Origin of the sequence: Flavobacterium arsenatis (assembly GCF_031456785.1) — a bacterium.
GTDB classification, from domain to species: domain Bacteria; phylum Bacteroidota; class Bacteroidia; order Flavobacteriales; family Flavobacteriaceae; genus Flavobacterium; species Flavobacterium arsenatis.
The window spans coordinates 126,555-142,580 of record NZ_JAVDVI010000010.1; the positions used below are offsets into that span (position 1 = coordinate 126,555).

A 16,026-nucleotide genomic window follows, 5' to 3' on the forward strand; every position below is an offset into this window, starting at 1 on the left:
TTTTGTACTTTTTAAATTTAAAATGAAATGCAGCAATTTTTCCGCTTCAACGAATATAAAGTCCTGTTTTACAGAATATTTTTGGCTTATCTCTTTTATTTTATAACCCGAGTTCTTTTTTACTTTTATAATTCCGATCTTATTGTAGTTGACTCTTTTTTTGAGTTTTTCAGGTTGTATTACCACGGTTTGGCGTTTGATACTACAGCAATCCTCTATTCCAACGGATTATTTATACTGCTCTCGATTCTTCCTTTGGTTATCAATACAAAAAAAGGCTTCCAGAAATTTTTATTCTATTTGTATTTCATTACCAATTTCATAGCGTGGTCCACCAACTTTATCGATTTGATCTACTACCGTTTTATTTTTGGACGAACCACGATTGCTGTAATGGATTCTTTGGAACACGAATCGAACAAGGCAACTTTGTTTGGAAACTTTTTGGTGAATTATTGGCACGTGTTTCTCTTGCTTGTTTTGTTTTCTTGCCTATGGGTTTGTCTTTATAAAAAAGTAAAGCTGGCTCCAGAAAAACCTGTAAAAAACTTCAAGTATTTCGGACTGTCAACACTCGAATTTTTATTTATCGTAACGATGTGCATCGGCGGTATCAGGGGCGATTTCAAGAAAAGTACCCGACCAATTAATTTATTGGATGCCAACCGTTATGTGAGTCATATTTCCCAAGGGGATTTGGTCTTGAATACACCTTTTGCAATTATCAGGACGATTAGTGCAAACAGTTTCAAGAAGCAGGATTTTGTACAACCAGAAGTCATTGCAAAATACATCAAACCTATAAAGCAATACGACCACAATCCGTCAACAAAGCCAAATGTGGTGGTTTTGATTTTGGAAAGTTATGCCAGAGAATATATTTCGAGTTTCAACAAAGAGCAAAATATCCCAAATTATAAGGGCTATTCTCCGTTTGTAGATTCGCTTGCACAGCACAGTATGATTTTTACGAATGCCTATGCCAACGGTTATAAATCCATTCACGGAATGTCGTCTATCTTGGCGGGAGTGCCTTCTTTCAAGGATGCCTTTACGTCTTCGCCTTACACCAAACAAAAAATCCAATCGTTGATTTCGGTTTTAAATGACGAGGGATATGACACCAACTTTTTTCATGGAGCTCCAAATGGTTCGATGGGTTTTTTGGGTTTTGGAAATATCTTGGGAATCAAGAATTACTATGGCAAAACCGAATTTAACAATGACGATGAATTTGATGGTGTTTGGGGAATTTGGGACGAGCCTTTTTTTCAATATATGAAAACCACACTCGACAAGAAACAGCAACCTTTTATGGCAACGCTTTTCTCTGTTTCATCGCATGAACCTTATAAAGTTCCTGAAAAATACGAAGGGAAATTTCCTAATGGCGATGTAAACATCCATAAATGCATTGGTTATACGGATTATGCTTTGAAGCAGTTTTTCAACGAAGCCAAAAAGCAACCTTGGTTTGACAACACGATTTTTGTCCTTGTTGCCGATCATGGAAACACGGTTTTTTATGAAGAATATATGAAGGAATTCAACCGACATACCGTTCCGATTCTATTTTATTCGCCTAATGAAAAATATTTCAAGGCTGGAAAAAGCGACGAATGGGCCCAACAAATAGACATATTTCCAACTATTATGGATGTAATGGGTTATAAAAAACCTTTCAGAAGCTGGGGTAGAAGTCTTGTTAGTAAAAACGAAGAGGAGGAACCGTTTGTAATTAAATATTCGGCCAACATCTATCAGTTTATGAGTGGCAACTACATCTGTACTTTTGATGGAAAAAAAGCGACCGGTTTCTATGACAAGAACGATAGGGGAATGGCAAAAAACTTAATCGCCAACCGAAACGCCGAAATGGATTTGATTGAACTCAAATGCAAGGCCTTTATCCAGGATTATATGGAACGGATTATTGACAAGAAGCTTGCTGAAAATTAAACGCAGATTAGACTTATTTTTACACGAATTGCACGAATTTCCACAAATTAATTAGTGAAAATTCGTGCAATTTGTGTTTAAAACGGAACTCTATTAATGAGGAACAACCTCGGTTAAAACAGCCGTTCTAAAACCATCTGCACCATAATAATCCGAATGGCTGTCGGATAAAAGTTTCAAAACTCAATACGCCAAGTTCTATTAAATCTTGGATGTAGTTTGGAAAATCGGCACCACTTTTCACTTTCGAGCGGGCCTGTTTAATTTGTTCTACTGTAAACATCTTATTGATTATTATTTATTGCTATTGTTTTATTGTTATTATTTATTTTTCATCCACATTGGCTTTTGCTTTGAAATAGCCATTTGTATCTTGCAGTTTGCATCATGGGCTCCAGGCAAATAACCGATACTCATCAGGAATTCATTTACAATTTCTCCGCCTGTGAATTTAAAGGTTTTCTTGAAAAGTTTCACCCATTCTTCCTTGGTTTTCGGATGATGGTGTTCCAGCCATTTCTCGAACGAACCGTATTCTTTTTGAAGTAGCAATATGGTTTTTGCATTTTCAATTGCCGCGTTTACTTTCAATTTATTTCGGATGATTCCCGCATCGGCCAATAATCTTTCACGGTCGGTTTCCATGTAATTTGCGACCTTGTTTATATCAAAATTATCGTAGGCACTTCTGAAAGTAGCTTCCTTTTTCAAGATGGTTTCCCAGCTCAACCCCGCCTGATTGATTTCCAGCACCAAACGGCAAAACAGTTCGTTGTCGTCGTGTATCGGAAAACCATACAGCTTGTCGTGATAGTTTTTATGAAGCGATTTTCTCGGTTCGGGCATATTTTCGATGGCGGTACAGTAGGACATAATGTATTATTTATTTGTTTATTTTTTATTATTTAAGGGTTATAATTTTTAATTCAATATTGCTTAATTCTTCTTCCTTCCTCACTAGCAGTAATTGCTTTTTCAAGTCTAGACAAACGTGTTGTTTCCTGTTTTGCCGTTACAATCCAATGGATGATGAGCTTCCTATAAGAAGGCGGTTGAACATTAAAGAACTCCCAAGCCTTTTTATTGATTTTAAATATTTTAGCTAAATCTTCATCGAGTTCTTTCGCTTCACTTTCGAACGAATATACTTTGGAGAGATGGTCTTTCCGGTGTTCAAAAGCTTCCATTCCTGCAGATGTCATAAGTCCTTCTTTTTGGAGCCGTTCTACATTTGCGATGTTCTTGGCACTCCAGATGCTGGTCTTTTTTCGAGGCGTAAATCGGTTGGAGTAACTTTCCTCATCTATTTTCCTTCTGATGCTGTCAATCCATCCAAAGCAAAGTGCCACATCAACGGCTTCTTCCCAAGTGATGCTTTTTCTGCCAAGTCCTTTTCTATAAAAAGCAACGATGATTTCGATTTCCTTCTGATGGTTCTTTTCCAGCCATTTCCTGAAATCTGCTGGTTTTTCAAAAAAATGATGCGACATAAGTAACAATTTAAGATGTAAATATAAATAAATCCTTTCTTTGATTTCCAAATCTTCAAATCCTTTCCTCTTTCAATCTTTCAATCCTTTTAACTTTGTACCTTTGCACTTTATAATAAAGAAAATGATTGAAATAGGAAAATACAACACTCTTACGATATTAAGAGATACAAAAGTGGGATTGTTTTTAGGAAATGAGGAAAAAGACCCAGAAGGCATCCACGATATACTTTTACCCAATAAATACGTCCCGCAGGATTTTAGGATTGGCGATGAACTTACCGTTTTTGTCTATCTGGATCACGAGGAACGTCCGGTTGCTACAACTTTGGAGCCTTATATATTGTTGAATGAATTTGCACTTTTGCGTGTGAATTATACCAACCAAGTAGGTGCCTTTATGGATTGGGGAATGGAAAAAGACATCCTCGTTCCGTTCAAAGAGCAAGCCCGTCCGATGGAAAAAGGAAAACGTTATTTGGTGTATTTGTATATGGATGAAAAAACCAATCGTTTGGTGGCTTCAAGCAAGACGAATCAGTTTTTGAGTAACGAAAACCTGACAGTCGAGAGAGGGGAGGAGGTTGATTTGATTGTTTCGCACATCACAGAAATCGGTATCAACGTCATCATCAATGAGCAACACAAAGGTCTGCTTTATAAAGATGAAGTTTATGATGATTCCATCCGAACGGGAGATCGAATGAGAGGCTACATCAAAACCATCCGACCGGATAATAAGATTGATGTTTCGATTGAAAAGATTGGTTATGAAAGAATCGAACCAAATGCTGAAAAAATTCTAAACGAGCTTCGTGCAAGCCGTGGTTTTCTTCGTTTGAACGATAACAGCCATCCAGAAGACATCAAAACGGTACTTCAAATGAGCAAGAAAACCTTCAAGAAGGCCATTGGAGCTTTATACAAGGATAAATTAATAGAGATTAAGGATGACGGGATTTATTTGGTGAAAGAATAAACCGAAATACAGTTTTTTTTTACACCATCAACTCAATAAATATCTGATATGAAACACTTTTATTTTTTAATTATATTCTTTGTCTTCCAGAATAGTTTTACTCAAGAATTTACCACCGAAAAATCTACGTTTAGTGGACAAATAGGTTTCTTTGGGGCATGGATTAATAATGAATCGCGACTTTCAAACCAATTTACGTTAAAATCTGAAGTAGGTCTAGATGCTTTTACTCGCCGATATGGTGATGGAATTAGTTTTGATGTTTATGCACCTGTAATCACGGTCGAACCTCGATGGTATTACAACCTGGAAAAGCGAGGAAATAAAGGAAGAAACGTTCACAACAACGGAGGTAATTTCTTGGCATTGACTATGAGCTATCATCCCGATTGGTTTGTTATTAAGGGAGTTCAAGAAGATTTGTATATTCCACATCAATTAGCAATCGTTCCAAAATGGGGAATCAAGAGGAATTTTGGAAAAAGCGATTTCAATTATGAAGCTGGAGTTGGGTTGGGCTATAATTTTATGTTTTTAAAACAATATGGCTATATGGAAAATCGTGGCGATGTGCTTTTAGATCTTCATCTTAGGATAGGTTACACCTTCAAATCTTCTAGAATCAAACCATAAATAGAAACGCTTCCTAAAGAGGCGTTTTTTTATGTAGATGATGTCTCTGTCTAAAAAATAATATTTAAATTGTTCACACAGGAATTCAATATTTTTGACCACATTACCCATAAAAGCAAAAAACCGTCAACGTTAATGAACGAGACGGTTTTTTAAATATAAAAAATGGTTGGTTGATTAGCTAATTTTAGTTGTTCAGCATTACAGGCATCACAAGCATGGTAACAGTTTCTCCATCTTCAAGACCGTCAACAGGAGTCAAGATACCCGCTCTGTTTGGCAATGACATTTCCAATTGAATTTCATCCGATTGAAGGTTGGTCAGCATTTCTGTAAGGAAACGTGAGTTGAAGCCAATCTGCATGTCGTCTCCTTGATAATCACAAGTCAAACGTTCTTCGGCTTTGTTTGAGTAATCAATATCTTCGGCAGAAATATTCAATTCTGCACCAGCAATTTTCAAACGGATTTGGTGTGTGGTTTTGTTTGAGAAAATCGCAACACGACGAACAGAACTCAAAAATTGAGCACGGTTGATCAATAATTTGTTTGGATTTTCCTTAGGAATTACCGCTTCATAGTTTGGATATTTTCCATCAATCAAACGACACATCAAGATATAATTATCGAATGAGAAAGTTGCATTCGAATCGTTGTATTCAATTTTTACTTCAGCATCCGAAGCTCCTAAAATACTTTTCAAGATATTCAAAGGTTTTTTCGGCATGATAAAATCGGCAACTTGAGAAGCTTTCACATCCGTTCTTGCATATTTTACCAATTTATGAGCATCCGTTGCCACGAAAGTCAATCCTTCTGGCGAAAACTGGAAGAAAACACCCGACATCACCGGACGTAAATCATCGTTTCCAGCAGCGAAAATCGTTTTGCTAACGGCTGTTGCCAAAACATCAGCAGGAACCAAAGTAGTAGAAGGGTCGTCTAAATTCACTGATTTTGGAAATTCCTCTCCTGGAGCATAAGCCAAGGCATATTTACCAGAATTAGAGCTGATTTCGATGGTATTATTGTCTTCTACCGTAAAAGTTAGGGGCTGTTCTGGAAATGTTTTAAGGATTTCCAAAAGCAATTTTGCAGGAACGGCAACGCTTCCTTTACTTGTAGAATCAATTTCAAGTGTGGCCGACATTGTGGTTTCTAAATCAGATGCAGAAACCGTCAATAAATTATTGTCTAATTCAAAAAGGAAATTATCCAGGATAGGCAAGGTGTTGTTGCTGTTGATAACGCTACCTAAAACCTGTAATTGTTTTAATAAGTACGAACTCGATACTATAAACTTCATTGTCATTTTTTTTAAATCAAACACTTTTTGTGGAGTGTAAGGTTTTTATATCCCACAAATATATCTTAAAGAATCAAATATTGGAAACAAATTTATTAACATTTGCTTTTTATAAATAACAAAAGGTAAATTCCAAATTCCAAATAAATTTCAATTGTTTAAATTTCAAAAACTTAAATGTGAAGTTTTGGAAATTATTTCTTCAAAAAATCGGTTTTGTTATTTGTGTTTTGTCTTTTGGAACTTTCTCCTAGCTGTATTTCCTCTTCCTCAAAAATGTAAACACCAAACCAAAAATTCCTAGCATAACAATTGGTAATCCAACAGTTATGATTTGAGAAAACGTATATTTTTCAATTACTTTTTGATCGTCAAGCAAAGGCAATTCAATGTTTTTGCTTCGGATGTTGATAAGTCCGTTGTCGTCCAAAAGATAGTTGACACAATTCATCATAAAATCTTTGTTGCCATAAACTTGTTGTGTCCATTGGTCTAAACCATTCACTAGCGGTTTTTTGTTCACATAGTTGTAGTTTACGATATCGCCATCGGCAATTACAATCATTTTGTTTGGAACTCCATTGTCAGCTGGTTTTGGGATTGCAAAAGGTTTCACTCTGTTTTTGAAAGAAGAGGTGAAATTTCCTTCCAGTAAAGCTCCTGTAATTTGATTCCCGTTGTTAAAGATAGATTCGTCCAGATCTTGCATAAATTGGTTTAAACCAACCAAAACAGGCGTTCCAACGACTCTCGATTGGGGAGATGTTTTCAAGAGAACCGTTTTCTTGATGTTGTTTTTTAAGGTATCAATCTGGTTGGCGAATTCCATTTTCACCAAATTGATATTTTTATTTATTGGATGATTTTCTTCAGATTTTAAAATAGGAGAATACAACCAATCAATTGGGAAATCAACTCCTTCGGCAGATTTTGCCGTAATTGGCGTCGATAATAAATCTTGAATCAATCGTGGATTAATTCGGAAACCATATTTAAAGAACATATCATCAAGATTCAAATCATTGGCTGTGGCCAAACTCATCTGATCTTCATTTTGAAGATGGTCCAAATCAATATTTACCTGATCGATAAGCCAAATGGTTTTCCCGCCATTCATAATATATTGATCTAAAATGTATTTTTCCTCTTCCGAAAAAGCTTCGGTTGGTTTTGCAATTATCGTAGCATCAAAACGTTTCAGGTTTTCCAAAACCCTTGGCAAATCATTTTTCAAGGAATCAAGATTGAATTCGCCTAAAGCGTAATATTCCTTCGTACTCAACAGAAAATCAGCCAAGTATTTGTCCTGCATTTCGCCATTTCCTTTCAGGATGGCAATTTTTTTCTTTGACGGATTGGTCAGTTTTGTGATGGCATCCGTGAAGGCAAATTCCAACAATTGAACGGATTGATTGATGTTTTGATCCGGATTATTGCCAAAATTATTCACCAATAAAGGAACCGCAACTGATTTTTCTCCGATATTGGCAATTGCCCAAGGAAATATTGGTGTCAGCGATTTTTTTCCTTTTACATTTTGGTTGATATTGGTTGGCGTCAAACCATAGCTCATAAGTTCAGCCGTATATTGTTGAGCAGTTGCTTCATCGGCAAGCGGATCGTTGAACCTGAAAATAATATTTTCGTTATAGGCCTGATATTCTTCTAAAATTTGACGTGTTTCACTTTGCAGACGCTTGAATTGAGCTGGAAATTCTCCATCCAAAAAAACATCAATCACAAGAGGTTCTTTGATGTTTTTTAAAGTATTCAAAGTTGTTTCCGACAAGGTATAACGGTTGTCTGAAGTAAGATCGAAACGCTTGAAAAACTGGTTTCCAAGTATATTTATGATAACGATAAGTACAACCGTAATCAATAATTTTTTGATGTTATTTTTGGTATAGCTGGTCATTACGATTTCAAGGATTTTAGTTTAAAAACAGTAAACGATAAAAATAAAACCGTTACACTCAAAAAATAGATAATGTCTCTAGTGTCCAAAACGCCACGGCTCATGCTCTTGAAATGGCTGTCCATTCCAAAGGTTGAAACCGTCTGTTCAAAACCTATTAGATAACCCGCAAGTCCTTCGAATCCAAAATAGAAAAAGAAACACAGGAACACCGAAAGTATAAAGGCCACAATTTGATTATCGGATAGGGTAGAAGTGAAAATACCGATGGCAGAATAGGCAGAAATCAAGAATAAAAGGCCAAAATAGGAACCCAAGGTGCTTCCCAAATCAAGGTTTCCTTCGGGTAATCCCAAACCATTAATCACCCAAACATAGATCAGGGTTGGAATGATGGCAATTATGATTAAAAGTAAAGCTCCAAAAAACTTTCCGTTCACTATTTGCCAGATGGTGACTGGTTTAGTCAATAGCAATTCAAGTGTTCCTTGTTTCTTTTCATCCGAAAAACTTCGCATTGTAACGGCTGGAATCAGGAAGATTAAAATCCACGGAGCCAAGGTGAAAAACGGACTTAAATCGGCAAAACCGCTGTCTAAAATATTAAAATCGCCTTCAAAAACCCAAAGGAACAACCCGTTGAGCAAAAGAAAAATGGCAATCACCAGATAACCGATTGGCGAACCGAAAAAGGATTTTATTTCTCGTAATAAAATTGATTTCATTAAATTTTCTTTATAATTAAAATATCTTGATGTTCATTCAAAATGCCGGGTTTTGCTCCAGACCAGTTTCCTCTGAAAAAGTTTGTTACTTCAAACCCATTTTGAGCAAATAAATTTAAAATATACTCTTTTTGAAATCCGACATTGGCTTCCTTTACAGTTTTATCCATTAGGGAATAGTTGCCAAATTTATGAGGAAAGTTCTTCTGGCCATTCTTTAGCATTGAAATTTCAGAGTCTTCATCCAAAATGAAAAAAGTGGCAAAGCACTTTTTCTCTTTCTTTAAGACTCTATGAATTTCTTTTACATAATTTTCTAAATCGGTAGGCATCATATGTGTAAAAACGGATGTCAGAAATACAAAATCAAAAGTGTCACTTTTGTATGGGAATTTTAAATTCGAGGCAACATCTTCGGCACTTAAATTATACAAATCATTTCTTAAAGGAATTAATTTAAAATTGAAATTTGGGAATTTTTTCGAAATATTTTTGTTACACCAATCAACACCTGATTTAACAATATCAAAACCTTCAAATTTACCTTTTTCTGAAAGAAATTCAGTAAAAGGAACGGCCATTCTTCCAATTCCAGATCCAATATCCAGAATGGAATCATCGGGAGTCAATTCTCCGTATTTTTTAAAATAACTAAAAAATTGTTTTCCAATTTCCAGATAGGCTCCAGAACCAGTAAATATCATTCCTTTTGGAGGCATTAATGGATGTCTTTTTTTTATTAAATCTTGAGGCAAATAAATAATTCGCCTTACCATATAGCGAAAATTTACAGGCAAAAAATAAAAAGCTTTTCGTAGAATCACATTCATTATACTGTATAAATTTATTCCAAGCTGGCTAGTTTATCCACACTCCAAGCTTCGGGTTTGTCATTAAAAAACTGTTTTGTATAGGTCCAAATCTCATCAAAAAGGGCTGATTTTCTGTAGTTTTCCAAGTCTTCTTCGGTTTCCCAATAACTGTAGGTAAAAAAGATGCTCTTGTTGTTCTTGTCCTGATACAATTCTAAAAAACGGTTTCCTGGAGCATTTCGTATTTTTTCCTTCATCAATTCGAAATTTCCCAGAAATAGCGGAATCTTTTCTTCGTGAAAACTCAATTTTACTATTCGTACAAACATTATTTTATTCAATTAAAAATTAAAAATTAAAAATTTCAATCTTAATCTCCAAACTCACAACTCACAACTCACAACTCCGAACTTACTTCCCAAAAACAACCGTAACTTCATCCCTATAATACAATCCTAACAAGCTCGAAGCACTTCCTACAGAATTTGGATTGCTTCTAAAAATCGCAATTTCAAGATAGCCCGCTTCGTTAAAGATGGCCATCTTATCGCCTTCGTAATATTTTACAGGATATTTTTCGGAAACAGCGATATCCGAATATTTTGGCCAGATGTTCTTGATGTTGGTCTTATTCTGATAGCGAACATTTTTATTTAAAATAATTTCATAAGGTCGGCCTTTTGCGGTTTCAACAAAAATTTTCTTGGAAATATTGGTCACAACGTTTCCAAAATGATCGATGTAAATCACATATCCTTTGATTGAATTTCCGTCGGTGGCAACCACAGGCTGTAATTCGGTAATCTCTTTTATGTTTTTAATTTCCTTTCCAATAACGTTCAATAAACCGCCTTTTGCCAAATGACAGGCTACTTTTACAAACACATCCAAATCGGTTGCATCCGTCGGAAAGCGATCGTGAATATTGATCGTTACCATCTTTTGAGGCAGGATTTTTTGTGTCAGCATGCTCAAAATTCCATTATCTGCACAAATAAAAAAATGATCGTTCCATTCAATCGCAATGTGCTGATTTTCCTTGTTCCGTTCTAAATCTACACCAATCAAATGTACAGTTCCTTTTGGGAAGCTAAAATAGCCTGCTCCAATAACATAACTGGCTTCGGCTGTATTAAATGGATCAATGTCATGCGAAATATCAATAATTGTTGCCTCTGCAAATTCCGACAGTATCTTTCCCTTCAAAGCACCCACAAAGTGGTCTTTCAATCCATAATCGGTAGTGAGGGTAATTATTGACATAATTTTGTTTATAACTATTGGCGGAACTTTAGCCTATTTTTTATTAAATTTGAGAAACGCAAAGCTAAAGCATTTTCGGCTTTTAATTAAATAGAATTTTTTATTTGTAGTTTCGGAATAACATAAAAATAGTAACCCTAAAAAATCTGCATTTGAACGAAAGAACAATCGAGCTCATAGACATCGCCCCGAAAGATTTTTGGGGTGCTCAAGACACTCATCTTGAAACCATTAAAAAATATTATCCAAAATTGAAAATCGTTGCCAGAGGGACAACAATCAAGGCATTTGGAGAAAAAGAAGTGCTGGACGAATTTGAAAACCGTTTCCAGCGATTGATGCTTCACTTTACACGTTATAATAATATTGATGATAATGTCATCGAAAGAGTCATAGAAGGAGGAAGCCAACAAGTAGAACGAATGGGCGATCACGACAAGATTCTCGTTCACGGTGTTGGAGGAAAAATCATCAAGGCGATGACACCCAATCAGCAACTGCTTGTCGACACGATGAACAAGAACGATATGGTTTTTGCTGTTGGTCCAGCTGGAACAGGAAAAACCTACACAGGTGTCGCAATGGCCGTGAAAGCCTTGAAAGAAAAGCAAGTCAAGCGAATTATCCTAACTCGTCCTGCCGTTGAAGCTGGTGAAAACCTCGGATTTCTTCCAGGAGATATGAAGGAAAAACTCGATCCGTATATGCAACCGCTTTATGATGCCTTGCGCGACATGCTTCCAAACGAAAAACTCGAAGATTATATCCTAAAAGGAATTATCCAAATTGCACCATTGGCGTTTATGAGAGGAAGAACTCTCGATAATGCTTTTGTAATTCTCGATGAAGCCCAAAACACGACGCATTCTCAAATGAAAATGTTCCTAACCCGTATGGGAAAAAACGCCAAGTTCATGATAACGGGCGATCCAGGACAAGTTGATTTACCTAGAAGAACCATTTCCGGGCTCAAAGAAGCGATTTTGGTGTTGAAAGATGTGGAAGGTATCGGAATTATATACCTGGATGACAAGGATATTGTTCGCCATAGATTAGTGAAAAAGGTGATTGATGCTTATAAACAAATCGAAAACCACGATTAAGATATAATTATTTAGGAACGAATCGCTTGGGCAGAGAATAATCCATGTTCCCGCTTTCCGTTACAATAAAATTCCCCCAAACCCTGGGGGAATTTTATTTCCACTACAATCGGGGTTAATAGGTGAATGTAATTTATGAAAAAACTAGTCGTAATTCTTTTTATTTTAGGTATAATACTTCTCGTATTACTCAACAATTTTGACTTTTTTACCTCCATCATTCCAGGTTGGCATGCCACCATTTATCCACTTTGGGCAATCGGTTTAGCAATTCTGTTAGTTTCGACTTTTCTACTAATAGCAATTAAAATTCTAAAATTATTTTTTAAGAAAAAGTAAAAAGCCTTTAAAAATCTGTGCATCTGTGGCAAAAAAAACGATATAGTAATCTTTAAAACAAACTTTGCAAAACTCTCTGAAATAGTTTTAAATTTGTACTTCAAAATAACAACACAACAACAACACACCCAATGAGTAATACAATAACTACAACCGACTTCAATTTTCCCAATCAAAAATCAGTTTACAGAGGAAAAGTTCGCGAAGTCTATAACATCAACGATGAGCTTCTTGTAATGGTAGCTACCGATAGGCTTTCTGCATTTGATGTCGTGATGCCAAAAGGAATTCCCTACAAAGGTCAAATCCTTAACCAAATTGCCACTCGTTTCATGCAAATGACCGAACATTTGGTTCCAAACTGGCTGATTGCGAATCCAGATCCAAACGTTGCAGTTGGACATTTATGCGAACCTTTCAAGGTAGAAATGGTCATCAGAGGGTATCTTTCGGGTCATGCCGCAAGAGAATACAAGGCCGGAAAAAGAACAATTTGTGGCGTTACAATGCCAGAAGGTTTAAAAGAAAATGATAAATTTCCAGAACCCATCATAACTCCAACCACAAAAGCAGCAAATGGTGAACACGACGAAGATATTTCGCGTGAGGATATTTTGGCAAAAGGAATCGTTTCGGAGGAAGATTACCTAGTTCTTGAAAATTATACACACGTTTTATATAACAAAGGAACCGAAATTGCAGCCGATAGAGGTTTGATTTTAGTAGATACAAAATATGAATTCGGAAAAACCAAAGACGGAAAAATCGTCTTGATTGATGAAATCCACACACCAGATTCTTCGCGTTATTTCTACAAAGAAGGTTATCAAGAACGACAAGATAGAGGAGAGGAACAAAAGCAGCTTTCAAAGGAATTTGTGCGTCAATGGTTGATTGCAAATGGTTTCCAAGGAAAAGACGGTCAACAAATTCCAGACATGAATGAGGAATATATCGCTTCGGTTTCTGAACGTTATATTGAATTATTTGAAAATATCTTAGGAGAAAAATTCAACAAAGCCGATATTTCAAACATCAATGAGAGGATTGAAAAGAATGTAAATCAGTTTTTACAAGAATATAAAAACGCTCAATCTTGATTTTTTGTTAAAATTAAAAAATTTTTTTGAACGAAAATACGCTCGAAACCGCCGTCAATTGGCGGTTTTTTGTTTTTATAAGAGTTTGATAAATGTTAAAATCTATTTTTTAATAAACTGATGGTGTAACAAATAGAAAAGCTTGGCGTCTACTTTTATATAATCATCAATCAATCATTTAAATCAATCATCATGAAATCAATCACAACATTAGTACTGGCGTTAGTCGCTTTTTCTAACGTAACATTAGCTTCAACTTCAGAATCAAAAGCTAATAAAAATTTAACTTCAATTGAAACCTTACAAAAAAATTCTGAAGTAATTTTATCAAAATTTAAAAAGGTAAAATCTGTAGAATCTGAACAGTTAAGTCCTGAAGTTGAGAATTTTAAACATCAAAAAACCATCGACGAAGTTATTGCCGAAGATTTGAAAGTTATCGAAAGTAATCCATTCGAAACTGAATTTTCAGAAATTGAAAGTTTAAAACGTCAGCAAACAGTTGAGGAAACTATTACAGAGAACCTGAAAATAATCGAAGGAACGGATGCTCTGTAATTTCAAAAAGTAATTTAATCAAATAATCAATAATCATTAAAATCAATCATCATGAAAAAATCAATCGTTTATTTAAGTTTGGCACTTGCCCTTTCTGCAAATGCATTTGCAGGGGATTTCAATCCAACTTTTTACAAATCAAGCAATCCGCTTTGTGTAGCAATCAGTAAAGGAGATTCTGAAACTGCAAAAAAAATCATCGAATACGGGGGTGATGTAAATCAGTCTTATAACGGAATGACGCCATTAATGATCGCTTCTCGTTATAACAACGTAGAAATGATTAAGCTTTTGCTTTCTAAAGGAGCAAATTTTAATACAAAAGACGAAAAAGGCAATACAGCTTTAAAGCATGCGGAACTTTCAAATGCAAAAGAAGCAGTTGAATTTTTAAAAGCATACAAGAAATAAGAAAATTTAATTTGAGTTAGTTTGAAAAGATAAAAGGTAAACCAAAAATTTACTTTTTATCTTTTCTTTTTTTATCCCTAGTCTTCAACATATTTCGGTTTACGGAACCCGAGGTTTTCTTTTTGGTTTTGGATGGGCCTCCAAGATTTACTTTCTTATTCTTTTTAGCTTTTTCGTGAAAAGCACCATCGCCATCAAGTTTCACCTTTTTCATTAAAAACTTGATTGGTTGTTTGTCTTTTTCTGGTCCAATTAGCACTGTTGAAATTTCTACTTCTTCTGGAAAAGTTTCAACATTCAATTCGGTATTCATTAGCAATTCAACCTCAATTTTAAATTCTTCTTCGCGAGGAGTAAAGAAGCTTATCGCAGTTCCTGTAGCATCAGCACGACCAGTTCTACCAATCCTGTGCATATACAATTCAGGAAGTTCAGGCATTTCAAAATTGATAACGTGGGAGATGTTTGAAATATCCAAACCTCTTGCCATAATATCAGTAGTAATAATTCCACGAAGATTTCCTTCTTGGAAAGAGGCCATTGTGCTCAAACGATAATTCTGGGATTTGTTGGAATGGATTACACCAAACTCGCCTTCAAAATCAGCTTCAATTCTTTCGTGAAGCATATCTGAAATCTTTTTATTGTTCACAAAAACCAAAACGCGGTCCATTGTTTCATCTGTTTTTAGAAGATGTTTCAACAGGTTTATCTTGGTGTTGAAATTTGGAACATTATATGTTATTTGTTTGATGTTTTCCAACGGAGTTCCTGATTCTGCAAGTGTAACTTCTTCTGGAAAATCGAAATAATCGTTCAAAACAGCATCCACTTCATCGGTCATTGTAGCTGAAAACAAGATATTTTGACGTTTTCCTTTCATCATGGCCAAGATAGCGGTCAATTGTGTTCTGAAACCAAGATTCAGCATCTCATCAAATTCATCAATGACCAATTTTTGTGTATCGTCAAATCGAATTACGGCATCCAAAGCCAAATCCATCACACGTCCAGGAGTTCCGACTAAAATGTCAATTCCTTCATAAACGGCTTTTTTCTGTGTGTTGATGTTGACGCCTCCATAAATCCCCAAGGTTTTAACCGACATATATTTGGTCAGTTTTTCGACTTCTTCCACCACTTGAACCACAAGTTCCCGAGTTGGCACCAAAACCACGATTTTAGGGGTGTTAGTATTGGTAAATTTATACAGTTTTAGTAATGGTAAAAGATAGGCAAAAGTTTTCCCCGTACCAGTTTGGGCAATCCCCATCATATCGCGACCGGACATAATTACAGCAAAAGATTTTTCCTGAATTGGAGTTGGAGTAGTAAACCCTAATTCATCAATTGCTTTTTGTACGGATTTAGGAAGATTGAATTGCTCAAAAGTAGTCATTTGCCTTAAATTTTTGCAAATATACGTTTTTTGA

Annotated in this window: 17 protein-coding genes; 7 read left to right on the forward strand and 10 right to left on the reverse strand. The window is 35.6% G+C overall.

The window, feature by feature from the left end; translation table 11 throughout:
- Positions 1-27: 27 nt before the first annotated feature.
- Positions 28-1,959 (forward strand): LTA synthase family protein, encoded by a 1,932-nt coding sequence (locus tag J2X31_RS12170; protein ID WP_310027058.1) that lies wholly within the window; start codon positions 28-30, stop codon positions 1,957-1,959.
- A 127-nt stretch (positions 1,960-2,086) separates the two neighbouring features.
- Here the strand turns inward: J2X31_RS12170 and J2X31_RS12175 are convergent, their stop codons facing one another.
- From J2X31_RS12175 to J2X31_RS12185, 3 genes are read right to left on the reverse strand one after another with little or no spacing between them, the layout of a single operon-like run.
- Entirely contained in the window at positions 2,087-2,242 is a 156-nt protein-coding gene (locus tag J2X31_RS12175; protein ID WP_310027059.1) for a DUF1398 family protein, read from the reverse strand.
- Between the two features lie 38 nt (positions 2,243-2,280).
- The gene (locus J2X31_RS12180) at positions 2,281-2,832 is read right to left on the reverse strand and encodes a DNA-3-methyladenine glycosylase I (RefSeq protein WP_310027060.1); all 552 of its coding nucleotides are present in this window, start codon (positions 2,830-2,832) and stop codon (positions 2,281-2,283) included.
- Between the two features lie 53 nt (positions 2,833-2,885).
- Complete coding sequence (locus tag J2X31_RS12185) at positions 2,886-3,449, reverse strand: YdeI/OmpD-associated family protein (protein ID WP_310027062.1); 564 nt, start codon at positions 3,447-3,449, stop codon at positions 2,886-2,888.
- 124 nt (positions 3,450-3,573) lie between these two features.
- Between J2X31_RS12185 and J2X31_RS12190 the strand changes: the two genes are divergently transcribed.
- The gene (locus J2X31_RS12190; protein WP_310027063.1) at positions 3,574-4,428 is read left to right on the forward strand and encodes a CvfB family protein; all 855 of its coding nucleotides are present in this window, start codon (positions 3,574-3,576) and stop codon (positions 4,426-4,428) included.
- A 48-nt stretch (positions 4,429-4,476) separates the two neighbouring features.
- Entirely contained in the window at positions 4,477-5,061 is a 585-nt protein-coding gene (locus J2X31_RS12195) for a hypothetical protein (protein WP_310027065.1), read from the forward strand.
- Between the two features lie 187 nt (positions 5,062-5,248).
- Here J2X31_RS12195 and dnaN read toward each other — a convergent pair whose 3' ends face one another.
- The 6 genes from dnaN to J2X31_RS12225 form a co-directional block, all read right to left on the reverse strand.
- The gene (dnaN, locus tag J2X31_RS12200) at positions 5,249-6,367 is read right to left on the reverse strand and encodes a DNA polymerase III subunit beta (protein ID WP_310027066.1); all 1,119 of its coding nucleotides are present in this window, start codon (positions 6,365-6,367) and stop codon (positions 5,249-5,251) included.
- A 250-nt stretch (positions 6,368-6,617) separates the two neighbouring features.
- Positions 6,618-8,282: a gliding motility-associated ABC transporter substrate-binding protein GldG gene (gene gldG, locus J2X31_RS12205; protein WP_310027067.1), complete on the reverse strand. Its 1,665-nt coding sequence runs from the start codon at positions 8,280-8,282 to the stop codon at positions 6,618-6,620.
- Positions 8,282-9,007: a gliding motility-associated ABC transporter permease subunit GldF gene (gene gldF, locus J2X31_RS12210; protein WP_310027068.1), complete on the reverse strand. Its 726-nt coding sequence runs from the start codon at positions 9,005-9,007 to the stop codon at positions 8,282-8,284. The genes gldG and gldF overlap by 1 nt, the downstream gene beginning before the upstream one ends.
- Positions 9,007-9,726: a class I SAM-dependent methyltransferase gene (locus J2X31_RS12215; protein WP_310027069.1), complete on the reverse strand. Its 720-nt coding sequence runs from the start codon at positions 9,724-9,726 to the stop codon at positions 9,007-9,009. Before J2X31_RS12215 ends, gldF begins: the two co-directional genes overlap by 1 nt.
- 125 nt (positions 9,727-9,851) lie before the next feature.
- Positions 9,852-10,148, reverse strand: coding sequence for a putative quinol monooxygenase (locus J2X31_RS12220; RefSeq protein WP_310027070.1), 297 nt, complete (start codon positions 10,146-10,148; stop codon positions 9,852-9,854).
- 82 nt (positions 10,149-10,230) lie between these two features.
- Positions 10,231-11,082, reverse strand: a complete 852-nt coding sequence (locus J2X31_RS12225) for an SAM hydrolase/SAM-dependent halogenase family protein (protein ID WP_310027072.1) — start codon at positions 11,080-11,082, stop codon at positions 10,231-10,233.
- 152 nt (positions 11,083-11,234) lie between these two features.
- On the opposite strand from J2X31_RS12225, the gene J2X31_RS12230 reads away from it, so the two are divergent.
- The 4 genes from J2X31_RS12230 to J2X31_RS12245 all read left to right on the forward strand — a co-directional run bounded on the left by J2X31_RS12230 (position 11,235) and on the right by J2X31_RS12245 (position 14,593).
- Complete coding sequence (locus J2X31_RS12230) at positions 11,235-12,185, forward strand: PhoH family protein (protein WP_310027073.1); 951 nt, start codon at positions 11,235-11,237, stop codon at positions 12,183-12,185.
- A 470-nt stretch (positions 12,186-12,655) separates the two neighbouring features.
- The gene (locus J2X31_RS12235; protein ID WP_310027074.1) at positions 12,656-13,624 is read left to right on the forward strand and encodes a phosphoribosylaminoimidazolesuccinocarboxamide synthase; all 969 of its coding nucleotides are present in this window, start codon (positions 12,656-12,658) and stop codon (positions 13,622-13,624) included.
- 192 nt (positions 13,625-13,816) lie between these two features.
- Entirely contained in the window at positions 13,817-14,182 is a 366-nt protein-coding gene (locus J2X31_RS12240) for a hypothetical protein (protein ID WP_310027076.1), read from the forward strand.
- Positions 14,183-14,233: 51 nt separating this feature from the next.
- Positions 14,234-14,593: an ankyrin repeat domain-containing protein gene (locus J2X31_RS12245; protein ID WP_310027078.1), complete on the forward strand. Its 360-nt coding sequence runs from the start codon at positions 14,234-14,236 to the stop codon at positions 14,591-14,593.
- A 49-nt stretch (positions 14,594-14,642) separates the two neighbouring features.
- On the opposite strand, the gene J2X31_RS12250 is transcribed toward J2X31_RS12245, so the two are convergent.
- On the reverse strand, positions 14,643-15,992 hold the full coding sequence (locus J2X31_RS12250; RefSeq protein ID WP_310027079.1) for a DEAD/DEAH box helicase: 1,350 nt from the start codon (positions 15,990-15,992) through the stop codon (positions 14,643-14,645).
- Between the last annotated feature and the right edge of the window lie 34 nt (positions 15,993-16,026).